We start from the raw sequence: 20,313 nt of genomic DNA on the forward strand, positions 1-20,313 counted from the left end.
GATCTGTGGCAGCTCAGCTGCTGCTACCCCGGCGTGTCGGCCACCTGCACTGCCACGGATCGGGGCAAGCGGCTCGGCGGACCGGGGTGGGTTGGGGTGGGCGGGGGTGGTGGTCAGCGGTGGGCGCCGCAGGTGGGGCAGGGCCTGGTGGGGCGGGGGTCGGTGGAGTGGGGGTCGGTGGAGTGGGTGGGGACTCGGCGGCGCAGCGCGACGGCCGCTGGCAGCACGGTCGGACCGAGCATGGCGACGACGAGTGCGGTGGTGACCAGGGTCGGATAGGTGGGCCGTGGGGCGCCGCCGAGCCCGTCGACCATGCCGGCCAGGATGTGCACGCTCAGCAGGCCGATCGGGGTGAGCAGGGCGGCCAACGCCCAGGTGCCTCGCCCATCCCGCTTGATGGCCAGCCCGACCGTGAGCAGTACCGCGACCGCCAGTAGCACCGCGCCAGCCGCCGTTAGGAGCTGCTCGACGCCTCCGCGGTCCGCGCCCCAGTAGGCGACGTTCTCGTCCGCCCACGCGACCATGCCGCCGGCGACCGCCGCGGTGATGGGTAGGGCTCGGATCGGCAGCGGCAGGTGGTCGGCGACCGCCAGCGCCAACACGCCGAGGGCGACCTGCGGCACCAGTACCAGCAATGGTGGTCGGAGGGAGCCGGCGATCACGCTCAGCACCGGCACCGCAGCGGTCGCCAGCACTGCCAGAGCGATCGCCGACCGGCTGGGGCGGCCCGGGGTGACGGCCACGAGGAGCGCGGCGATCAGCCAGCCGAACCACGCGACGACACCAGCCGAGACGAACGGCCCAAAGCTTGGTCGTAGGCCCCACTCGGTGGGCGGCGACTGCTGCTCGACGATCATCCAGAAGCCGGCGAGGAAGGTGGCGGTGGCCAGGGCGAGCAGCCCGGCGAGGCGTACCCCGGGGATCAGGTCGGTGGCGCCGGCGGACCGCAGCCGCTGACGGAGGCCGCCGCGCACGAGGTCGGCGGCGTCCGACGGGGAGGGCCAGCGCCGTCCGCCGTCGGCGAGGTCGAGGTACGTCCCGACGATCTCGTCACCCCGGTCGCGGCGGTAGTCGGCCGGGTACGCCAGCAGCAGTCGCCGGTAGCGGCGCTCCAGCGCGGTCATGCCAGGCCCTCGGCGGTACGGGGGCGAGTCGGCGCGCCGAGCGGGCGCGCAGCCGGGCGCTCGCCGCCTCGACGTTGCGTCGCAGCCGTTCGGTCTCGGCGGTGAGGGTGGCGTCGCCGCCGGGGGAGAGGCGGTAGTAGCGGCGCAGCCGACCGTCGACGGTCTCCTCCCGGTCGAGTTCGACCAGGCCGGCGTCGGTGAGCCGGTCCAGCGCGCCGTAGAGGGTGCCGGGGCGCAGCGACAGCCGCCCGTCGGAGAGGGCGGCGACCTCGCCGATGATCGCGTAGCCGTGCATCGGCTCGCGGGCGAGCGCGGTGAGGATCAGGAACGTCGGTTCCCGCAGCGGTGTGTCCACGCCCTCAATATATCGGACGCGAAGGTATCGGGGAGACCCCGCCGACCCACAAACCACCGGGCCGGCCCGCGATCGCGGAGCCGGCCCGGCCGGTGTGCAGATGGCTCAGCAGTCGTAGTACATCGCGAACTCGTGCGGGGTCGGGCGCAGACGCACCGGGTCGACCTCGTTGGCCCGCTTCCAGTCCACCCAGGTCGAGATCAGGTCCGGCGTGAAGACGTCGCCGTCGAGCAGGTAGTCGTGGTCGGCCTCGAGCGAGTCGAGCACTGCCGGCAGCGAGCCCGGCACCTGCTTGACGTCGCCCCACTCCTCCGGCGGGAGGTCGTAGAGGTCCTTGTCGATCGGCGTCGGCGGCTCCATCTTGCTCTTGATGCCGTCCAGGCCGGCCATCAGCATCGCCGAGAAGGCGAGGTAGACGTTGGCCGACGGGTCCGGCACCCGGAACTCGACCCGCTTGGCCTTGGCGTTGCTGCCGGTGACCGGGATGCGGGTGCAGGCGGAGCGGTTGCGCTGCGAGTAGACCAGGTTGACCGGCGCCTCGTAGCCGGGCACCAGGCGGCGGTACGAGTTGACCGTCGGGTTGGTGAAGGCCAGCAGCGACGGCGCGTGGTGCAGCAGGCCGCCGATGTACCAGCGGGCGGTGTCGGAGAGGCCGGCGTAGCCGGTCTCGTCGTAGAACAGCGGCTCGCCGCCCAGCCAGAGGCTCTGGTGGGTGTGCATGCCGGAGCCGTTGTCGCCGAAGAGCGGCTTCGGCATGAAGGTCGCCGTCTTGCCGGCGGCCCACGCGGTGTTCTTCACGATGTACTTGAAGAGTTGCAGCTGGTCACCCGCGTGCAGCAGGGTGGAGAACTTGTAGTTGATCTCCGCCTGGCCGGCGGTGCCGACCTCGTGGTGCGAGCGCTCGACGGTGAAGCCGGTGTCGATCAGCTTGCGGACGATCTGGTCGCGCAGGTCGGCGTAGTGGTCGACCGGCGGCACCGGGAAGTAGCCGCCCTTGTAGGCGGTCTTGTAGCCGCGGTTGCCGCCCTCCTCCTCCCGGCCGGTGTTCCAGGCGCCCTCGATCGAGTCGATGTAGTAGAAGGCCTGGTTGGCGGAGGTCTCGTGGCGGATCGAGTCGAAGATGTAGAACTCCGCCTCGGGGCCGAAGTACGCGGTGTCCGCGATGCCGCTGGCGGCCAGGAATGCCTCGGCCTTCTTCGCCACGTTCCGCGGGTCGCGCGAGTATGCCTCGCGGGTGAACGGGTCGTGGATGAAGAAGTTCAGCGCGAGGGTCTTCTGCGCGCGGAACGGGTCGATGAAGGCGGTCGCGACGTCCGGGAGCAGGAGCATGTCCGACTCGTGGATCGCCTGGAAGCTCCGGATCGACGAACCGTCGAAGGCGAGGCCGTTGGTGAAGAAGTCGTCGTCGACGGACTCCACCGGCAGGTTGAAGTGCTGCATGACGCCGGGCAGGTCACAGAAACGTACGTCGACGAACTTCACGTCCTCGTTCTTGAGGTAACGCAGGAGTTCCTCGGGATTGGCGAACACTCGTCCTCCTGGCACGTCCACGGGTAGCTAGGCTCCTGGCGACGCTATGGCCGGCGGGTTGCCCTGCCATGTCTCCAGTGTTTCTGCCGTGTTACGTCCCTCGTGAAAGGTCGCCCCGGCGCCCGTTCCGGACACCGGAGCCCGAGGAACTGGTCCGACTGGTGCCAGTGTAGTGACACTTGGCGTCATTGGTCCTTTTCGGCGCCCGCGCGCGTGCCGCAAGTCGGCTGGGTCCGGGCTGAGGGCTGGCTCCCGGCTGAGGGCTGGGTCTGGGTCTGGGCTGAGGGCTGGAGGGCGGCTGAGGGCTGGGGAGTTGGGCGTCAGTGCCGCTCGTCGGGGTTGGGCCCGGTGTGGCCGGCGGCGCTGTCTAGGCTTGCCCGTTGTGACCGCCCAGCCGCACCCTGCGCCACCACCCGCCGCAGACCCCGAATTCACTCCGGCCGACCTGAACCGGCGGTTCGGGGCGCTGGTCATCGACTGGATTCTCTGTCTGCTCGCGTCGGGCCTGTTCGCCAGCCCCACCCGGGACGCCTGGGCGCCCGTGGTCGTGCTGATCGTGGCGTACGGCTTCTTCCTGGGCCTGTTCGCCCAGACCCCCGGCATGTACCTGACCCGGATCCGCTGCGTCGACTGGACCGACGGCGGCCGGATCGGCCTGCTCCGCGCCCTGCTGCGCGGCGTACTGCTGGCCCTGGTCGTCCCCGCGCTGCTGATGGACCACCACCGCCGCGGCCTCCACGACCGCCTGACCGGCTCAGTAACCACCCCCACCTGACCCCCCACCCAAGGGGTTAGCGGCCGCGGGACTGGCGGAAGGCGCTGCGGGGTGGGCGGAGGTTCTTCGGGATGGCGCCCTTGGGCATCTGGGGACGGGCGGTGAGCGCCTTGAGGCGCTTGTCCAGGGAGTTGACGTCCTTGCCGCTGAGGTTGCGCGGCAGCCGCATCAACGTCATCCGCAGCTTGCGGATCGGCAGCTCGCCCTCGGCCTGCCCGATGACGTAGTCGTAGAGCGGGGCGTTGCCGATCACCTTCGCGAGCCGGCGCTTCTCCTGGCCGAGCAGCCCGCGTACCCGCTGTGGGTCCCCCTCGGCCAGCAGGATCACGCCGGGCCGGCCGATGACCAGGTGCACCATGTCCATCTGGGTGGTCGAGCTGACCGCGGGTGAGACCCGCCAGTCGCCCCGTACGTTCTCCATGATCTGCGCGGCGGCGCCCGGCTGGCCCTCGGCGGCGTTCATCATCGCCCGGTTGGACCGGAGGTTGAGCACGATCAGCAGGAAGAGTAGGGCGAACAGGATGCCCAACGGCAACCACAGCCAGCCCCAGAGCATGACCGCGACCACGGTCAGCGCGAGCGGGATCAGCACCGCGCCAGTGGCCATCGGCGCGAACCACCTGTCCTGCTTGGCGGTGAACCGGAACACCAACCCGATCTGCTTCAGCCGCTGGCCGAACGAGACCTTCTCCTGGGGCTTTGCCATGGCGTCGAGTCTAGTGGTCGCCCGCTGCGGCGTTGATCCGCGCCCGGTCCTCGGCCGGCTGAGTACCTTACGTCGCCTCAGCGCTTCGTACGGTCGGGTGTAAGGCGGGCGAGCGGGCACAGATCAGGCGGTGACCTCATGCCCCGTCGGCACCTTCGCGAGCAGAGTCGGAGTCACCGGATGACGACGACCCACAGGAGCCCGACATGTTCAGCAACGACGCCAACTTCCTCCTCGCCCACCACCGCACGCACTCCGCCGAACTGCGCGCCGAGGCCGCGCGCGACCGGCTCGCCCGGACGCTGCCCCGCCGCTCGGCACGAGGCTGGCTGAGCCGCCGCCGTGAGCGATAAGGAAGGGCCCCTTCTTATCGCCTGGAGTAGAGGAAGGGCCCCCTGTTAACAACTCCCGCTGGGCGGGGCGGTGGCGACTCCGCCCAGCCCGACAGCGGCCCGGTCGGCGGGGACGGCACGGCGACCGGGCGTGGCATGCTCGGTGCCGTGAATCCCCGTACCCGCAGCACCGTGCTCGTCGGCCGACAGAGTGAGCTGACCCGGCTGGGTGAGGCGCTGGCCCGCACCCGCGCCGGGGAACCCGCCACCGTCCTGGTCGGTGGCGAGGCCGGGGTCGGCAAGACCCGGCTGCTGGAGGAGTTCGGCCGGTCCGCGGGTGACAGCGCCCGGGTGCTGGTCGGCCAGTGCCTCGAACTCGGTGAGGCCGGCCTGCCGTTCGCCCCGTTCGCCGCGGCGCTGCGCGCGGTGCTGCGCCGCGACGGTGTCGGCGTCTTCGACGGGTACGAGGCCGAGTTCGCCCGCCTGCTACCGGAGCTGGCCCGGGTGTCTCCCGGTGCCGCCACGCCCGCCGCCGCCCTCTCGGACGCCCCGCGCGGCTACCTGTTCGACCTGGTCGCCCAGCTGTTCGGTCGGCTCGCCGCCGCGCAGCCGCTGGTGCTGGTGATCGAGGATCTGCACTGGGCCGACCGGTCGACCCGCGACCTGATCGGCTTCCTGGTGCGCGCTGCCCGCACCGGCCGCCTGCTGTTGGTCTGCACCTACCGCACCGACGAGCTGCACCGGGGCCACCCGCTGCGGCCCTTCCTGGCCGAGTTGGACCGGGACCGGGGTGTCGACCGGATCGAGCTGGCCCGGCTGGACCGGGACGGCACCGGTGCGGTGCTCGCCGGGCTGCTCGGCGCCGAGCCCGGGGCGCGGGCGGTCGACGACATCCACGACCGTACCCAGGGCAACCCGCTGTTCATCGAGGAGCTGGCCGCGGCCGGCAGCCCGATCGGCTGCGCCGCCCTGCCGGACACCCTGCGCGACCTGCTGCTCGCCCGGGTGGACCGGCTGCCCGAGCCGGCCCAGCGGGTGCTGCGGATCGCGGCGGCCGGCGGCAACCGGCTGGCCCACCCACTGCTCGCCGAGGTCGCCGGACTGCCCGAGCCGGAGCTGGACGACGCCCTGCGGGCCGCCGTCACCGCCCAACTGCTGGTCGCCGACCCGGACGGCGACTACGAGTTCCAGCACGCGCTGGTCCGCGAGGCCGTCCACGACGAGCTGCTGCCCGGCGAGCACGCCCGGCTGCACGCCCGCTTCGCCGCCGCCGTCGAGGCCCAGCCGCATCTCGTCGCCGCCGGCCGGGCGCCGGCCGAGATCGCCCACCACTGGTACGCCGCCCACGACCATCCCCGAGCACTGGTGACCGCCCGGGTGGCCGCCTGCGCCGCCGGCGACCGGTACGCGTACGCGGAGCAGAGCCGGCTGCTGGAGCGGGTGCTGGAGCTGTGGGAACTGGTGCCCGACGCGGCCGACCGGCTCGGCATGGACCACCTGGCGGTGCTGGAGGAGACGCTCGCCGCGGCGACCATCGCCGGCGACTACCAGCGCGCGTTGACCCTGACCCGGGCCGCGTTGGCCGAGGTGGACAGCGCGGCGCAGCCGCTGCGCGGGCGCGGCTGCTGGGCCGCCGCGGCCGGCTGCTGGCCATGCTCGGCAAGAGCGACGGCGCGGCCGAGCTTCGCGAGGCGTACCGGCTCGTGTCGGGGGTGCCGGACGGCCCGGAGCGGCTGCGGCTGCTCGCCGACCTCGCCGACCACCTGGCCCGCATCGACCACGACGACGGGGCCAGGATCGCCGCCGAGGTGGTGGCGGCGGCGCAGGCTGCCGGCACCGACGGTGCGCTGCTGCCGGTGCAGCTCGCGGTGCTGCGGCGTCGGGACGGCGCACCGGATCTCGGGCTCGCCGAGCTACGCCGGTGCGAGGCGCTGGCCCGCGCCGCCGGAGAGGCACCCGCGCTGGTCAGTGCGCTGGTACACATCTCCGATCTGCTCTTCGAACTGGGCCGCTACGAGGAGTCGGCGCAGGCCGCCGCCGACGGGGTCACCGAGGCACGCCGGGTCGGCATCAGCCGTTCCACCGGTGCGTACCTGCTCTCCAACCGGGCGGAGGCGCTGCTGGCGCTGGGCCGCTGGACGGAGGCCGACCAGGTGTGCGCCGAGGCGGCCCGCCTCGACCCGCCCGGCGTGTCGGGGCTGCACTGGCTGCAACTGCGGGCGGTGCTGCGGCTGGCCCAGGGCCATCCCCGTGCCGACGAGACGGTCGGCCGGGCGTTGAGTTTCCTGACCAAGCCGTACCTGCATCCACACAACCGGCTCCCGCTGCACCAGTTGCGCCTGGCTGCGGCGCTGGTCGCCGACGATCGGGACGAGGCCCGCAGGGCCGCCCAGGTGAGCCTGACCGATCCGGCGGTCGCCTACTATCCCCGCTACGGCTGGCCGCTGCTCGCCGCCCAGGCCCAGGTCGCCCGGCACACCGGCGACGAGGCTCTCGCCGCCGGGGTCGCCGCGCTGGCCGGCACCGTGACGGCCCGGTTTCCGGCCGAGCTTGCGTACGCCGCAGAGGTCGCGGCCACGGTGGCCCCCGGCGCCGATCCACTCGGCGCCGCGCGGGCGGCGGTCGCGGCCTGGCGGACGGCCGGCCAACCGGGCGAGCTGGCGCGAACGCTGCTGGCCTACGCCGAGACGGCGGCCGGTGCCGGAGAACGGGACGAGGTGGTGGCGGCGGTGACCGAGGCGACCGCGCTCGCCGACGGACTCGGCGCGACCCGGCTCGCCGAGCGGGCCGCCACCCTGGCCCGGCGGGTCGGGCTACGCGGCGCGGGCCGGGGCCGCCCGGGCGCCGAGCTGCTGACCGAGCGGGAACGGGAGGTGCTGCGGCTGGTCGCCGAGGGGCACAGCAACAGCCGCATCGCCGAGCAGTTGTTCATCTCGCCCAAGACGGCCAGCGTGCACGTCTCCCGGATCATCGCGAAGCTGGACGTGACCAACCGGGTCGAGGCCGCCGCGGTGGCGCACCGCCTGAACCTGCTCAGCAACCCCGGGCCCGATCGCGGACCGGACCGGGTGGGGTCAGCGGGTGGCTAGCGGGGCGGCGTCGCGGGCGGCGCGGGCCTGCTGGTAGAGGCGGCCGGCGCGGTACGACGAGCGCACCAGCGGGCCGCTCATCACCCCGGCGAAGCCGATCTCCTCGGCCTCGGCGCTCAGCTCGACGAACTCCTCCGGCTTGACCCAACGCTCCACCGGGTGGTGCCGGGGGGAGGGGCGGAGGTACTGCGTGATGGTGATCAGCTCGCAGCCGGCAGCGTGCAGGTCACGCAGTGCCTGGGAGATCTCGGCCCGCTCCTCGCCGAGGCCCAGGATCAGGTTGCTCTTGGTCACCAGGCCGGCCTCGCGGGCCTGAGTGATGACGTCCAGTGAGCGCTCGTAGCGGAACGCCGGCCGGATCCGCTTGAAGATCCGCGGCACCGTCTCGACATTGTGCGCGAGCACCTCCGGCCGGGCGCCGAAGACCTCGGCGAGCTGCTCGGGAACAGCGTTGAAGTCGGGGATCAGCAACTCGACGCCGCAGCCGGGCTGGAGGGCGTGGATCTGCCGGACGGTCTCGGCGTAGAGCCAGGCGCCGCCGTCGGGCAGGTCGTCGCGGGCGACGCCGGTGATGGTGGCGTACCGCAGCCCCATGGACACCACCGACTCGGCCACCCGGCGCGGCTCGTCGGCGTCGAACTCGGCCGGCTTGCCGGTGTCGATCTGGCAGAAGTCGCAGCGGCGGGTGCACTGGTCACCGCCGATGAGGAAGGTGGCCTCGCGGTCCTCCCAACATTCGTAGATGTTGGGGCAGCCGGCCTCCTGGCACACGGTGTGCAACCCCTCGCGGGCGACCAGCCCGCGCAGCTGCGTGTACTCCGGGCCCATCTTGGCCTTGACCTTGATCCACGGGGGTTTGCGCTCGATCGGCGTCTCGGCGTTGCGGGCCTCGATCCGCAGCAGCCGCCGCCCCTCCGGTGCGGGCGTCGCGGTACGCGCGGCCTGGCCGGTCGTCGGCGCGGAGTGCTCGATCGTCACAAAAACGAGCCTACGCCGGGTGGGGGCGGTCGATGAACGGCGGGCGACGGCGGTCACCCCGGAAATGCTGTGACGCCGGACACCGGGGGTGGAAAAAACCCGTAACACACCGACCGGATGGGGTGCTAGCGTGCCCCGCACGAAGCGACGACGGAGCCGAGTAGCGCCCCGACCGCCAGTTGAAGAGAGCCGCCGGTTGCTGTGAGGCGGTCTGGCACCGGGCCGCGAAGACCCTCCCGAGCTGCGGGAAGAACAGCGTGCGGCGTGTTCACGCCCGGTCGCCGGCCGGGACGTGCACGCGGCACGTCCAGTAGAGCCCGCCCGGCTGGCCCCGGTGAAAAGGCGGCGAACGAGGCCCCCGCCGGCGCGGGGGCGAAGGTGTGGTGGCACCGCGAGGTTCCCGCTCGCCCACACCTCCCGGGGCTGAGACGACGCGCTCGCACCCGAGAGGCGAGGCGTCGCGACCGACCGAGGAGCAGCCACCGTGCAACGCATCCTGTCCGACCAACTCGTCCCGCAGACCGGCCGTACCGTCCGCATCGCGGGCTGGGTGCACCGCCGCCGGCTGCTCAAGTCGGTGGCCTTCCTGATCGTCCGGGACGCCGCCGGCCTCGCCCAGGTGGTGGTCACCGACCCGGCGGTCCGCGCGGCGGTCGAGGCGCTGCCCGAGGAGACCGTCGTCGAGGTGCAGGCCACGGTGGTCGCGAACGCCGCGGCGCCCGCCGGGGTCGAGCTGGCCGACCCGGTGGTACGCCCACTCGGCCCACCCGCCGTACCGCCCCCGTTCGACCTCTACCGGCCGGCGCTCACCGCGGGCCTGCCCACCCAGCTGGACAACGCACCCGTCGCGCTGCGGCACCCGAGCCGGTCGGCCGCGCTGCGGATCTCGGCGGCGGCGGTGGCCGGCTTCCGGGCCGCCCTCGACACCCGGCGGTTCGTGGAGATCCACACGCCGAAGGTGGTCGCCTCGTCGACCGAGAGCGGCGCCGACGTGTTCGCGCTGGACTGGTTCGGGCGGCCCGCGTACCTGGCCCAGTCACCGCAGTTCTACAAGCAGCTCATGGTCGGCGTCTTCGAACGGGTCTACGAGGTCGGGCCGGTGTTCCGGGCCGAGCCGCACGACACCGTGCGGCACCTGGCGCAGTACACCTCGCTCGACGCGGAGCTGGGCTTCGTCACCGACCACCGGGACGTGATGGCGGTGCTGCGGGACACCCTCGCCGGGATGCTCGACGCGGTCGGCGGCCGGGCCGGCGCGGCGTTGACCGCGCTCGGGGCACACCTGCCGGCCGTGCCGGCGCGGATTCCGGCGGTGCACTTCGCCGACGCGCTGCGGATCGCCGGGGCACCCGCCGACGAACCGGACCTGGCTCCCGCCCACGAGCGTGCGCTCGGCGAGTGGGCACGGCGCGAACACGGCTCCGACTTCCTCTTCGTCACCGGGTACCCGATGGCCAAGCGGCCGTTCTACACCCACCCGGACCCGGCCCGGCCGGGTTACTCCAACGGCTTCGACCTGATCTTCCGGGGCCTGGAGCTGGTCACCGGCGGGCAGCGGCTGCACCGGCACGCCGACTACCTGGCCGCGCTGGCCGCCCGTGGTGAGCCGGTCGAGCCGTACGCCGGGTACGTCGAGGCGTTCCGGCACGGCATGCCACCGCACGGCGGCTTCGCCATCGGCCTGGAACGCTTCGTCGTCCGGCTGGTCGGCGCGGCCAACGTCCGCGAGGTCACCGCGTTCCCGCGCGACCTGCACCGCCTGACCCCGTAACCCCCGCGAGGTCAGGTCCGGGGCGGTCGGGGAAGGTTGCCTAGTCTGGCGCGGACGGCGCGACGGGCGAGTGGGCCGAGGTCGTCGACCACCTCGACCAGGACGGCCAGCCGTTCCAGCGCGTCGAACGCGGACCGCGCGCCGGCCGGGTCGACCCCGTCGAAGAGTTCCAGGCCGACGAAGGCGGCGGAGATCGCCCGGGCCAGCCCGCCGGGGTCGGCGACGGCGGCGACCGGTGAGCCGTCGAGCAGCCGGTGCAGCACCGCCTCGATCTCCACCGTCCAGAGCCCCAGCGCCGCCGCCGTGGGCTCGGCGAGCCGCGGGTCGCTCTGGGCGCCGGCGAGCAGCTGGGCCAGCACCGCGACATTGCCCTCGGCCCGTTCCCGCTCGTGCAGGGCGCGCCCGAGGTCGAGCAGCTCGCGTAGCGACGTCACCTCGGCGAAGCGGGCGCGGTAGACCCCGACCCGGGCCGCCGTGGCGCTCCGGCAGGCCGCGGTCAGCAGGTCGTCCACGCTGCCGAAGTGGTAGAAGACCAGTGCCTGGTTGACCCCGGCGGCGGCGGCGATGGTGCGGGCCGACACGCCGGCGATGCCGTGCTCACGGATCGCGGCGAGGGCTCCCTCGATCAGCTTGTCGCGGGTGGTCATGGGTTCCTCCGGTCTCCCTACTCCCGGGGATTCTCCCGTAGCGGCCGGACGGCGGCGGGCACCGGTGCCCGGTCCGGCCGCACGTAGCGGACCGTGAAGCTGCCCGTGTAGCCGAACAGCGGGCCGAACCGGCGACTGGTCACCGCCACGTCGATGCCGAACCGTCCGTCCCGCTCGTCGTACCACTCCCGGACCCGTGCGTCGCCGGTCAGCAGCGCGGGGCAGGCCCGGCCGCTCGGGAAACGTTGGGGCCCGCTGCGGATGGTCAGTGCCCCGGTGTGGTCGACGGCGAGGTGCAGGTCGACCGCGAGGTGCTGGTGCGTACCGAGGTAGTCGACCAGGACGCCGCGGTGGGCGCTCCACACCATCGTGGCGTCGAAGCGCCGCCGCCGGTGCGGGGCGACCTGGAAGGTCCGGACGAAGGTCAGCGTGGGACGACCGTACGAGTCGGCGTAGGCGTAGTTCTCGATGGTGAACGGCACGCACCGGCCGGTCTCCGGAAACAGGATGTGCCGCAGCGCGCCCAGGTGCAGCAACGGCGCCGTCAAGGCGGTACCGCGCCAGACGCGGTCCATCACCCCGCTGCCCACGCAGCCCAGGTCGGGCTCGCCGTCCACCGCGAAGCGGCGGCGCAACCGCGGGTGCAGGCGGTCGAAGTCGGCACCGAGGGCGTGCTGGAAGACGGACGTCACAGCCGCTCCAGAGGGGCGGGCGGCCGGGCGGCGAGGTGGTCCGGCGGGCGGCGCCGGCACCGGCGGGCGGCCGGCGTCCGCGGATGCGGGGGCGCCAGGCCGGCGCCCGCGGCGGCGGCGACCAGCGTGAGCGTCGCGGGTACGCGGCCGGCGGTGCCGGCGGCTCCGGTGGCCACCACCACCGCGCCCAGCCGTAGCAGGATCTCCCGCACGGCGTTGGCCCGGGCGCGTTCCGGCGGTACGCCGTGCGCCAGCCAGAGCCGCAACCGGTCGAAGGACCACGCGGTGGCCCACCCGAACAGGGGACGGAACGCCAGGTCGACCAGCCGCCCGAGCGCTCCCCACCGGGGTTCGTAGGAGTAACCGGTGAGGAACCGTACGCCCTGCGGACCCGGCAGGTAACGCCAGTAACCGGAGCCGGTGGCGATCAGCGAGCGCGGGTCGTCCGAGCCGAACCGCAGCGCCGAGGTGCGGCCGCCGTCCGGTCGGCCGCGCTCACCGGCGTGCACGCCCCAGCCGTGCGCGGTGAGGCCGGGGAACACCGTGGTGGCGTACCGGAATCGGGCCGGTGCGGTGCCGGGCACCGGATCTATCCGGCCGAAGCGGGCGTCCCACCGGCGGTGCTCCCCGGGCCGCTGGGTCGCTCGCCAGACATGCTCCAGCGGTGCGTCGATGAGCGTCTCGACGTAGATCTGCCGCATGTCCACCCCCGTTTTGAGCGACCGCTCAACGGAGCATATAGCTAGTTGAGCAGTTGCTCAAGAGGGTGGTGGGGCGGCGGTCAGACCTCGACGAGGGTCGGCAGGTGGCGCTCGACGACCGGGAGCACGTCGGCCACCGCGACCGGGCGGCCCAGTTCCGCGGTGAGCGAGGTGACGCCGGCGTCGGAGATGCCGCACGGCACGATCCGGTCGAAGTAGGTCAGGTCGCAGTCGCAGTTGATGGCGAAGCCGTGCAGCGTGACGCCTCGGGCGACGCGGATGCCGATGGCGGCCACCTTGCGCTCCGGCCCCCGGTCGTCGGCCGGCACCCAGACCCCGCTGCGGCCCTCGACCCGGCCCGCGGCGAGGCCGAAGTCGGCGCACACGTCGATCAGCAACCGCTCGACCCGCCGCACGTACGCGACCACGTCGACCGGGTCCGGCAGGCGCAGGATCGGGTAGCCCACCAGCTGTCCGGGACCGTGCCAGGTGATCTTGCCGCCGCGGTCCACGTCGACCACCGGCGTCCCGTCGACCGGACGGTCCCACGGTTCGGTGCGCTTGCCGGCGGTGTAGACGCTCGGATGCTCCAGCAGCAGCACGGTGTCGCCGCGCTCGGCGGCGACGATCGCCTCGTGCAGACGGCGCTGCTCGTCCCAGGCGGCGGTGTAGCCGAGGACGCCGGCGCGGACGGCCGTCAGGCCGGAGGTCGTGGCGGTCACGCGACCCAGCCTAGCCCCGTACCGGCCGGTCATCCGCCGTGAGCCGGCTCACCGCCACACCCGCCCGGCCTGCTCGGCTCGGCCCGGCCTGCTCGGTTCGGCCCGGTCAGTCCTGCCGGACCCGCCAGACCCAGACGTCCTCGACGCGTTCCGGCTCGCCCAGCAGCATGACCAAGGTCCGCCGGATGGCCTCCTCGTCGACCGCCCACTTGGCGCCGTGCACGGCGTCCGCGAGCACCACCGCCTCGATCCGCCAGTGCGCCAGGTCCGCCCGCACCTCCTCGCGGGTGCCCTCGGTGACGATCGGCGGCAGGCCGGTGCGGGCGGCCTGGTCCAGCAGCGCGCCGAAGGGGCGCGGCACCGGCCCGATCCGGCCCCGGTCCTCGGGACCGCCCGGGCCGAGGAAGAAGCCGGACGGGATGGCGAACTCGCCCTGCCCGCTCGCCAGCGCGTGCGCCTGCCAGCGCTGGCCGTCGGGATAGACGTCCAGGGTGAGTGGCGCCGGGGTCAGCACGCCGCCCGGGGAGACGTACCCGCGCCAGGCCCCGGAGGTGATGAAGCGCGGGATCGGCTCGCGTTCGCTGGTCAGCAGCGGCGTCGGGAACAGCGGCACCAGCGCCACGGCGAAGCCCACCGTCCAGGCCACCGCCGCCGCCCGGGACGGCGGACACCGGCGGAGTTGGTCCACCGCGTACGCCAGCAGCAGGCCGATCACCGGGGTCACCGCCAGCGCGAACCGGGCCGGCAGCGCGGCGTTCACCACCGGCAGGTGGCCGAGCAGGTCGAACGGCATCGGCAGGTCGGTCCGGTCGCCGTCGACCTTGGCCACCGGGCCGAAGGAGAGCGCGGCGAAGACCACCGCGACGACCCCGAGCGCCCACAGGGTCGCCCGTCGGCCCGCGTCGGCGTGCCGCCACAGCAGCACGAGACAACCGACGGCGAGCAACAGCAGCGGCAGCCCGAGGAAGGAGTTCTCCTCGGTGGGGTTCGGCGCCAGCGAGGTGCCGAAACCCGCCTCGCCGGCCAGCGAGCGGCGCGGGTACGCGACGTACGCGGCGATGTCCTCGGAGTGGATCACCGCGTCGAAGCCGGTGCCGTGGAACCGCTGCGGCCCGGCGAAGTGCAGCCAGAGCGGATAGGCCAGCAGCGCCCCGGCGACCACCGCGGTCGCCACCAGCCCGCGCAGGAACGACGGCAGTACGGCCCGCGCCTCGGCGCGGTTGGTGGGGTGCGACGCCCAGACGGCGACGAAGAGGCCGAGCGCCAGCGCGGTGAAGAACAGGCCCTCCGCGGCGATCGAGAAGGCGATCGCCACGAGTACCCCGAGGACCGCGCCGTCGCGTAACCAGTGGCCCGGTCGGCGCAGCGCGAACAGCCGCCACACCAGCAGCGGCACCAGCCAGCCGGCGGTCCAGTTCAGGTGGGCGTTGGCGTGCGAGACCATGCCGGGGGAGAAGCCGATGAACAACCCGCCCACCGCGGCGGCGAGCGGGCTGCGGACCAGGTGCCGGGAGAGCAGCCAGTACCAGGCCACGGCGGTCGCGGCCAGGTTGAGGGTGAGGACCACCAGGAAGGTGGCCGGCGGGCCGATCAGGTACGTCAGCGGGGCGAAGACCACCGCGTACACGGTGATCGAGGTGTTGACCGCGAGGTTCACCCCGTCCGGGACGTTGATCAGGTAGGTGAAGAGCGGATTCTCCCCGTGGGACACCGCGTGGCCGCCGAAGGCGAGCAGCCACTCGAACAGTGCCTGGTCGCTGGAGTTGACCGTGATGGCGCGACCGTTCGGGTCGATCCACAGCCCGCTGGTCACCCAGCCGGCCAGTGCCAGCGCGACCAACGCCACGATCAGGTCGGCCCGGCGGTCACGGGTGACGCGTGGCGGCGAGGCGGGCGCGGACGCCAGGGACGGAGAGGTGGGCACCTAGCGGACGTTACCAACCGCATGCGGACACGCCGGTCAGACCCGGCAGCTCCGGTGGGATCGGGTGGGCCACACCCGGGCATCGACGAATGTGTGCGAGCTCGCCATGTCACAGGTGTGACACATCTGCGTAATGTCGCGGCAATTATCGGTGATCCAGCTCACAACTTCCTGGAGGTCCCCGTGCGCCGCACTCGCACCATCCACGGCCGGCTGGCCGGTGCGCTGGCCGGGCTGGTCCTGGCCGCCGCCGCGCTGGTGGCCGCCGCCGCACCCGCCCAGGCCGCGTCCCTGACCCAGGTCAGCGGCTTCGGTTCCAACCCCGGCAACCTCACCATGTACGCCTACCGGCCGGACAACCTGCCGTCGGGCGCACCCGCCGTGGTGCTGCTGCACGGCTGCACCCAGAACGCCGCCGGATACTTCGCGAACTCCGGCTGGCAGAAGTACGCCGACCAGTGGAAGTTCACCGTCATCGTGCCTCAGCAGCCCTCGGCCAACCAGGCCCTGAGCTGCTTCAACTGGTTCGGCGAGCAGGACATCCGGCGTGGTTCCGGCGAGGCGCTGTCGATCAAGCAGATGGTCGACCACGCGAAGAGCAACTACGGCACCAACCCGGGCCGGGTCTTCGTCAGCGGGCTCTCCGCCGGCGGCGCGATGAGCGCGGTCATGCTCGCGACCTACCCCGACGTCTTCGCCGCCGGCTCGATCATCGCCGGGATCCCGTACCGCTGCTCGCCGCCGGCGTCGACCAGCATCTGCCAGTACAGCGGGGTGGACAAGACCCCGGCCGCCTGGGGCGACCTGGTGCGCAACGCCCACCCCGGCTACGGCGGCCCCTATCCCCGGGTCGCCATCTGGCACGGCACCTCCGACTACACCGTGGTGCCGGCCAACGCCGTCGAGTCGCGGGACCAGTGGACCAACGCCCGGGGCGTCTCACCGACCCCGACCAGCACCAGCTCGCTGCCGGGCAACACCAGCCTGGAGGTGTACGGCAACGACGACGTGCGCCTGTACCGGGTCTCCGGCATGGGCCACGGCACCCCGATCGACCCGGGGTCGGGTGCCGACCAGTGCGGCGCCGTCGCGTCGTACTTCCTGGACACCATCTGCTCGACCTACCGCGACGCGCTCTTCTTCGGCCTCGACGGCGGCGGTGTGACGCCGACGCCCACGCCCACCACGTCCCCGAGCCCCACGCCCAGCCCCACCGCGTCACCCAGCCCCACCGCGTCACCCAGCCCCACCGGCACCCCGACCTGCATCACCGCCAGCAACTACGCCCACGTGAGCGCGGGCCGCGCCTACCACTCCGGCGGCTACGCCTACGCCAACGGCTCCAACCAGCGCATGGGCCTCTACAACGTCTTCTACACCACCGCCCTGCGCCAGACCGCCCCCAACCACTGGACCATCGGCTGCTAACCCCCACCCACCCCCACCCCTCCCGTGTTGATCATGAAGTTAGCGGGGTTTTCGATCTCCAAACGGCCCGCTAACTTCATGATCAACCTGAGGGGCGGGGTGGGAGAGTGGGGTGGGGGTGGGGGTTAGTTGTGGAGGGCGGCGTGGAGGGCGGTGGGGAGGTCTGGGTGGCGGAAGGTGAAGGCGGCGCGGTTGAGGACGCCGGGCAGCACGCGGGTGCTGGTGAGGGCCTCTTGGGCGAAGCCGCCGAGGGCCACCTTGAGGGCCAGCGCCGGGATCGGGATCACCGCCGGGCGGTGCAGTTGCCGGGCCAGCTCGCGGGTGAACTCCGCGTTCGTGACCGGTGCCGGGCCGACCACGTTCACCGGGCCGGCGAGGTCGGCCCGGGCGAGCAGGAACGCGGCGGCGTCGAGCCAGTCGGTCATCGAGATCCACGGGAGCCACTGCCGTCCACTGCCGAGCCGGCCGGCGAGGCCGAGCCTGAACGGCAGCAACTGCGGCTTGAGCAAGCCCCCGTCGCGGTGTAGCGGCAGTCCGGTGCGCAGCCGCACCACCCGTACCCCGGCGTCCTCGGCCGGCCGGGTCGCCGCCTCCCACACCCGGGCCACGTCGGCGAGGAAGCCCTCGCCGGCCGGCGCCTCCTCCTCGACCACCCGGTCGCCGGTGTTGCCGTACCAGCCGATCGCCGAGGAGTTCAGCAGCACCTCGGGCCGGTCGGCGGCCGGCAACCCGGCGATGGTGGTGGACAGGGTGCTTGTGGAGTCCACCCGGCTGGACCGGATCAGCTGTTTGTACCGGTCGTTCCAGCGCCGGTCGCCGACCCCGGCGCCGGCCAGGTTGACCACCGCGTCGGCCTCGGCGACCAGTGCCGGATCCAGCTGTGCCGCCGACGGTGACCACCGCCGCTCGTCGGCGGCGCGTGGCGGCCGTCGCACCAGCCGGGTCACCTGGTGTCCGTCGGCGGCGAGCAGGTCGACCAGCCGGGTGCCGAGGAAGCCGGACGCGCCGGCCATGAGGATCCGCATGCCTACATCTTCGGGTACGCGGGACGGCCCGGCTCCGTCGAGTCGGGTTACGCCCCGCGCCGGCCCCGCCCGGCCACGTTCGCGGACACCCGTGCCGGGTCAGCCGACCAGTCCGGGTCGTGCGCCACCCGATGGAGAGTGCTGGGTGGGTATCGACCGTCCGGATCGGTGCTGTAGAGCGCCAGGCGGTTGGCGTGGGCCACCGAAGCGATCATCAGGTCGGCGATCCGGCGACGAGTGGTGCGGCCGATGGCCAGGACCGCGCCGGTGATCAGGCCGAAGGCGCGGGCCGCTTCGGCGTCGAAGGGCAGCGGATCGAAAGTCGCCTCGGTGTGTTGCAGGACGCTGGTTCGTCGGGCCCGCCCGACAGGGTCGTCGGCACGTGAACGAGTCTCCGCGTTCCACGCTGCGCATGATTGACCCGGAGTCGTTGCGCAGCTCTCGCTGCGTGATTTCCCGGTGAGCGTGTTCTGGGACAACCGTCAGGTGGTGCCGGGGGGTTGGCCGTGCCAGCGGGCGCGGTAGGCGGCCTCGTGGGCCTCGTGGGCGGTGCGCTCGGCGAAGACCAACGCACGCAGTGCGTGCCGGGCCTCGGACATCAGCACCACCTCGGCGGTGACCAGACCGACACAGATCGCGGTGAGCAGGCCGAGGGCGGCGAGGCCGGGCAGCGGCATGGCGACCGGGATGCCGACGGCGAGCACGACCAGGGTGCCGACCCGCAACCAGGACACCGTGTGCAGGGTGCGCAGCTGGAACAGCATGTTACCGACCAGGTACAGCATGACCCCGCCGAACAGCATCGGCACGTCCGGGCTGTGCGCCGGCTCGGTCACCGGTACGCCGGGCTCGGCGACGTCGTGCACGATGCCCTCGGCGCCGAGGGCGAACAGGATGATCCCGGCGATCATCGGCAGGTAGAGGTAGGCGTAGGCGTCGCGGGCCATCAGCACCCGGCGGGGGCCGAGGGTGGCGTGCAGGGCTATCCGGGCGGCCGGGCCGATCAGGTCGTAGTGCACCCACCAGAGGGCGGCGGTGAAGACGATGCCGAGCACGGCGGCCGTCACCCCGGGCCAGGTGGGCGCCTGGCCGAGCAGGTTGCTGCCGACGCCGACGGAGATCACCGACTCGCCCAGCGCGATGATCAGGATGAGGTCGTACCGCTCGGTCCAGTGCTCCGCCGAGGTGACCTCCCAGCCCCAGGTCCGGGCGAGCAGTCCGGTGCCGTACTGGAGCAGGACGACGGTCACCCAGAGTGCGTCCCGGACCAACGCGGCCATCTCGGTGTTGGGGATCTGTGCGGGCAACAGCGCGGCGACCAGCAGCAGGACGGTGCTCAGGCCCAGCTCGGGGGCGTACCGGAGCAGTTGCCGGCGCTCCACCGGGTTGTCGCGGACGATGTGCAGGAACAGCGTCAGATGCACGGCGCGGATGACCACGTAGCTGACCGCCACCACGACCGGACCGGCCTCGCTTCTGTGGTCCATGAACGCCTGCGGCAGGGCGAGGGCGAAGGAGAACAGCGCGGCCATCCCGGCCACCATCAGCACCGGCACGAAGCCCTCGCCGATGCGGACCCGGGTCGCCACCACGGTGTGCACCACCCAGCACCACCAGAGCACGGCGAGCACGAGCAGGGCGTGCAGCAGTTGCCGGCCATCGATGTTCGCGGCGGTGGCCCGGGTGATGATGAAGAACGAGAAGACGAAGACCAGATCGAAGAAGATCTCGAACCTGTCGACCCGGGCACCGGGCGCGATGGTGACGGCCGGCCCCAACCGACCCTGCCAGCCGCTGTCGCCCACCGCCTGAGTCTGGCAGCGGCCACCCGGGCGCGAGGCCGGTTCGGGCTCAGCTCCGCGGGCGGTACCGCAGGCCGTCCATCAGCAGGTCGAGCAGGCGTTGTGCCTGGTCACGCTGCTCGCGTCCACCGGCGGCCAGGGAGAGCCCGCTGAGCCCGACCAGTACGTCGGCGGGGTCGACGTCCGACCGGAGGGTGCCGGCCGCCGCGCCCGCGGCCAGCAGTCGGGCGACGGCCGCGCGGAGCCGGTCCCGGCTCTGCGCGAACGGGTTCGTCCCGGCGGCGATCACCAGGCGCAGGGCGTCGGCCATCTCCCGCTTGGTGGCGAGGTAGTCGACGAAGTGGTCCATCCAGGCCCGGGTCGCCGCCTCGGCCGGCAGCCGGCCGAGCAGCTCGCCGGCCGAGTCGCAGAGCTTTTCCAGCTCGTTGTGGTAGGCCGCGGCCACCAACGCCTCCCGGCTGGGAAAGTGCCGGTAGAGCGTGCCGATCCCCACCCCGGCGTCCCGGGCGATCTGTTCCAGGGTTACCTCGGCGCCAGCCTGGGAAAACGCCCGGACGGCCGCCTCCAGCAGCCGCTGGCGGTTGCGCAGCGCGTCGGCACGCAACGGTCGGGAAGCCTGCTCCGGCACGTCTCCTCCTGCAACTCGGCCCCGCCCGGGTGGTAACCGGAGGATCCTCCGGTTAGCCTGGAACGTAACGGAGGAGCCTCCGCT

General features: G+C 72.9%; 20 protein-coding genes. 6 read left to right on the forward strand and 14 right to left on the reverse strand.

What is annotated here, in order from left to right; translation table 11 throughout:
- Positions 1-113 precede the first annotated feature (113 nt).
- The 3 genes from KIF24_RS07770 to glnA all read right to left on the reverse strand — a co-directional run bounded on the left by KIF24_RS07770 (position 114) and on the right by glnA (position 3,009).
- On the reverse strand, positions 114-1,124 hold the full coding sequence (locus KIF24_RS07770; RefSeq protein ID WP_221083454.1) for a hypothetical protein: 1,011 nt from the start codon (positions 1,122-1,124) through the stop codon (positions 114-116).
- A complete protein-coding gene (locus KIF24_RS07775; RefSeq protein WP_221083455.1) occupies positions 1,051-1,479 on the reverse strand; it encodes a PadR family transcriptional regulator in 429 nt (142 codons plus the stop codon). Before KIF24_RS07775 ends, KIF24_RS07770 begins: the two co-directional genes overlap by 74 nt.
- A gap of 105 nt (positions 1,480-1,584) precedes the next feature.
- Positions 1,585-3,009, reverse strand: a complete 1,425-nt coding sequence (gene glnA / locus KIF24_RS07780) for a type I glutamate--ammonia ligase (protein ID WP_221083456.1) — start codon at positions 3,007-3,009, stop codon at positions 1,585-1,587.
- A gap of 382 nt (positions 3,010-3,391) precedes the next feature.
- On the opposite strand from glnA, the gene KIF24_RS07785 reads away from it, so the two are divergent.
- Positions 3,392-3,784: an RDD family protein gene (locus tag KIF24_RS07785; protein WP_221083457.1), complete on the forward strand. Its 393-nt coding sequence runs from the start codon at positions 3,392-3,394 to the stop codon at positions 3,782-3,784.
- Between the two features lie 16 nt (positions 3,785-3,800).
- On the opposite strand, the gene KIF24_RS07790 is transcribed toward KIF24_RS07785, so the two are convergent.
- On the reverse strand, positions 3,801-4,490 hold the full coding sequence (locus KIF24_RS07790; RefSeq protein ID WP_221083458.1) for a DUF4191 domain-containing protein: 690 nt from the start codon (positions 4,488-4,490) through the stop codon (positions 3,801-3,803).
- A gap of 206 nt (positions 4,491-4,696) precedes the next feature.
- Here KIF24_RS07790 and KIF24_RS07795 point away from each other — a divergent pair, with 206 nt between their 5' ends.
- From KIF24_RS07795 to KIF24_RS32335, 3 genes are all read left to right on the forward strand, one after another.
- Positions 4,697-4,843 (forward strand): hypothetical protein, encoded by a 147-nt coding sequence (locus KIF24_RS07795; protein WP_221083459.1) that lies wholly within the window; start codon positions 4,697-4,699, stop codon positions 4,841-4,843.
- Between the two features lie 147 nt (positions 4,844-4,990).
- Positions 4,991-7,102, forward strand: coding sequence for an ATP-binding protein (locus tag KIF24_RS07800; protein ID WP_331461035.1), 2,112 nt, complete (start codon positions 4,991-4,993; stop codon positions 7,100-7,102).
- On the forward strand, positions 7,012-7,911 hold the full coding sequence (locus tag KIF24_RS32335) for a helix-turn-helix transcriptional regulator (protein WP_331461036.1): 900 nt from the start codon (positions 7,012-7,014) through the stop codon (positions 7,909-7,911). Before KIF24_RS07800 ends, KIF24_RS32335 begins: the two co-directional genes overlap by 91 nt.
- Here KIF24_RS32335 and lipA read toward each other — a convergent pair.
- Positions 7,897-8,946, reverse strand: a complete 1,050-nt coding sequence (gene lipA, locus KIF24_RS07805; protein ID WP_221083460.1) for a lipoyl synthase — start codon at positions 8,944-8,946, stop codon at positions 7,897-7,899. The genes KIF24_RS32335 and lipA overlap by 15 nt on opposite strands.
- A gap of 427 nt (positions 8,947-9,373) precedes the next feature.
- On the opposite strand from lipA, the gene aspS reads away from it, so the two are divergent.
- A complete protein-coding gene (gene aspS / locus KIF24_RS07810) occupies positions 9,374-10,660 on the forward strand; it encodes an aspartate--tRNA(Asn) ligase (protein ID WP_221083461.1) in 1,287 nt (428 codons plus the stop codon).
- An 11-nt stretch (positions 10,661-10,671) separates the two neighbouring features.
- Here the strand turns inward: aspS and KIF24_RS07815 are convergent, their stop codons facing one another.
- The 5 genes from KIF24_RS07815 to KIF24_RS07835 form a co-directional block, all read right to left on the reverse strand.
- A complete protein-coding gene (locus KIF24_RS07815; RefSeq protein WP_221083462.1) occupies positions 10,672-11,307 on the reverse strand; it encodes a TetR/AcrR family transcriptional regulator in 636 nt (211 codons plus the stop codon).
- 17 nt (positions 11,308-11,324) lie between these two features.
- Positions 11,325-11,999 carry a DUF4166 domain-containing protein gene (locus tag KIF24_RS07820; protein WP_221083463.1) on the reverse strand — a complete coding sequence of 225 codons (675 nt, stop codon included), beginning with the start codon at positions 11,997-11,999 and terminating at the stop codon, positions 11,325-11,327.
- Positions 11,996-12,700: an SRPBCC family protein gene (locus KIF24_RS07825; RefSeq protein ID WP_221083464.1), complete on the reverse strand. Its 705-nt coding sequence runs from the start codon at positions 12,698-12,700 to the stop codon at positions 11,996-11,998. Before KIF24_RS07825 ends, KIF24_RS07820 begins: the two co-directional genes overlap by 4 nt.
- Positions 12,701-12,780: 80 nt before the next feature.
- The gene (lipB, locus tag KIF24_RS07830) at positions 12,781-13,422 is read right to left on the reverse strand and encodes a lipoyl(octanoyl) transferase LipB (protein WP_221083465.1); all 642 of its coding nucleotides are present in this window, start codon (positions 13,420-13,422) and stop codon (positions 12,781-12,783) included.
- Positions 13,423-13,528: 106 nt separating this feature from the next.
- Positions 13,529-15,346, reverse strand: a complete 1,818-nt coding sequence (locus KIF24_RS07835; RefSeq protein ID WP_221083466.1) for a DUF2079 domain-containing protein — start codon at positions 15,344-15,346, stop codon at positions 13,529-13,531.
- 183 nt (positions 15,347-15,529) lie between these two features.
- On the opposite strand from KIF24_RS07835, the gene KIF24_RS07840 reads away from it, so the two are divergent.
- Positions 15,530-16,774 carry an extracellular catalytic domain type 1 short-chain-length polyhydroxyalkanoate depolymerase gene (locus KIF24_RS07840; RefSeq protein WP_221083467.1) on the forward strand — a complete coding sequence of 415 codons (1,245 nt, stop codon included), beginning with the start codon at positions 15,530-15,532 and terminating at the stop codon, positions 16,772-16,774.
- 125 nt (positions 16,775-16,899) lie between these two features.
- On the opposite strand, the gene KIF24_RS07845 is transcribed toward KIF24_RS07840, so the two are convergent.
- From KIF24_RS07845 to KIF24_RS07860, 4 genes are read right to left on the reverse strand one after another with little or no spacing between them, the layout of a single operon-like run.
- A complete protein-coding gene (locus KIF24_RS07845; RefSeq protein ID WP_221083468.1) occupies positions 16,900-17,799 on the reverse strand; it encodes a TIGR01777 family oxidoreductase in 900 nt (299 codons plus the stop codon).
- A 47-nt stretch (positions 17,800-17,846) separates the two neighbouring features.
- A complete protein-coding gene (locus KIF24_RS07850) occupies positions 17,847-18,278 on the reverse strand; it encodes a PIN domain-containing protein (RefSeq protein WP_221083469.1) in 432 nt (143 codons plus the stop codon).
- 3 nt (positions 18,279-18,281) lie between these two features.
- Positions 18,282-19,604: a low temperature requirement protein A gene (locus KIF24_RS07855; RefSeq protein ID WP_221083470.1), complete on the reverse strand. Its 1,323-nt coding sequence runs from the start codon at positions 19,602-19,604 to the stop codon at positions 18,282-18,284.
- Positions 19,605-19,650: 46 nt separating this feature from the next.
- A complete protein-coding gene (locus KIF24_RS07860) occupies positions 19,651-20,229 on the reverse strand; it encodes a TetR/AcrR family transcriptional regulator (protein WP_331461037.1) in 579 nt (192 codons plus the stop codon).
- Positions 20,230-20,313 lie beyond the last annotated feature (84 nt).

The organism is Micromonospora tarapacensis (assembly GCF_019697375.1).
Taxonomy (GTDB): domain Bacteria; phylum Actinomycetota; class Actinomycetes; order Mycobacteriales; family Micromonosporaceae; genus Micromonospora; species Micromonospora tarapacensis.

Excerpts from the sequence above, each read along its gene's own strand:
- KIF24_RS07795 (WP_221083459.1), top strand. The coding sequence starts at position 4,697 with ATGTTCAGCAACGACGCCAACTTCCTCCTCGCCCACCACCGCACGCAC.
- KIF24_RS07815 (WP_221083462.1), bottom strand. The coding sequence starts at position 11,307 with ATGACCACCCGCGACAAGCTGATCGAGGGAGCCCTCGCCGCGATCCGT.
- KIF24_RS07770 (WP_221083454.1), bottom strand. The coding sequence starts at position 1,124 with ATGACCGCGCTGGAGCGCCGCTACCGGCGACTGCTGCTGGCGTACCCG.
- KIF24_RS07790 (WP_221083458.1), bottom strand. The coding sequence starts at position 4,490 with ATGGCAAAGCCCCAGGAGAAGGTCTCGTTCGGCCAGCGGCTGAAGCAG.
- KIF24_RS07825 (WP_221083464.1), bottom strand. The coding sequence starts at position 12,700 with ATGCGGCAGATCTACGTCGAGACGCTCATCGACGCACCGCTGGAGCAT.
- KIF24_RS07845 (WP_221083468.1), bottom strand. The coding sequence starts at position 17,799 with ATGCGGATCCTCATGGCCGGCGCGTCCGGCTTCCTCGGCACCCGGCTG.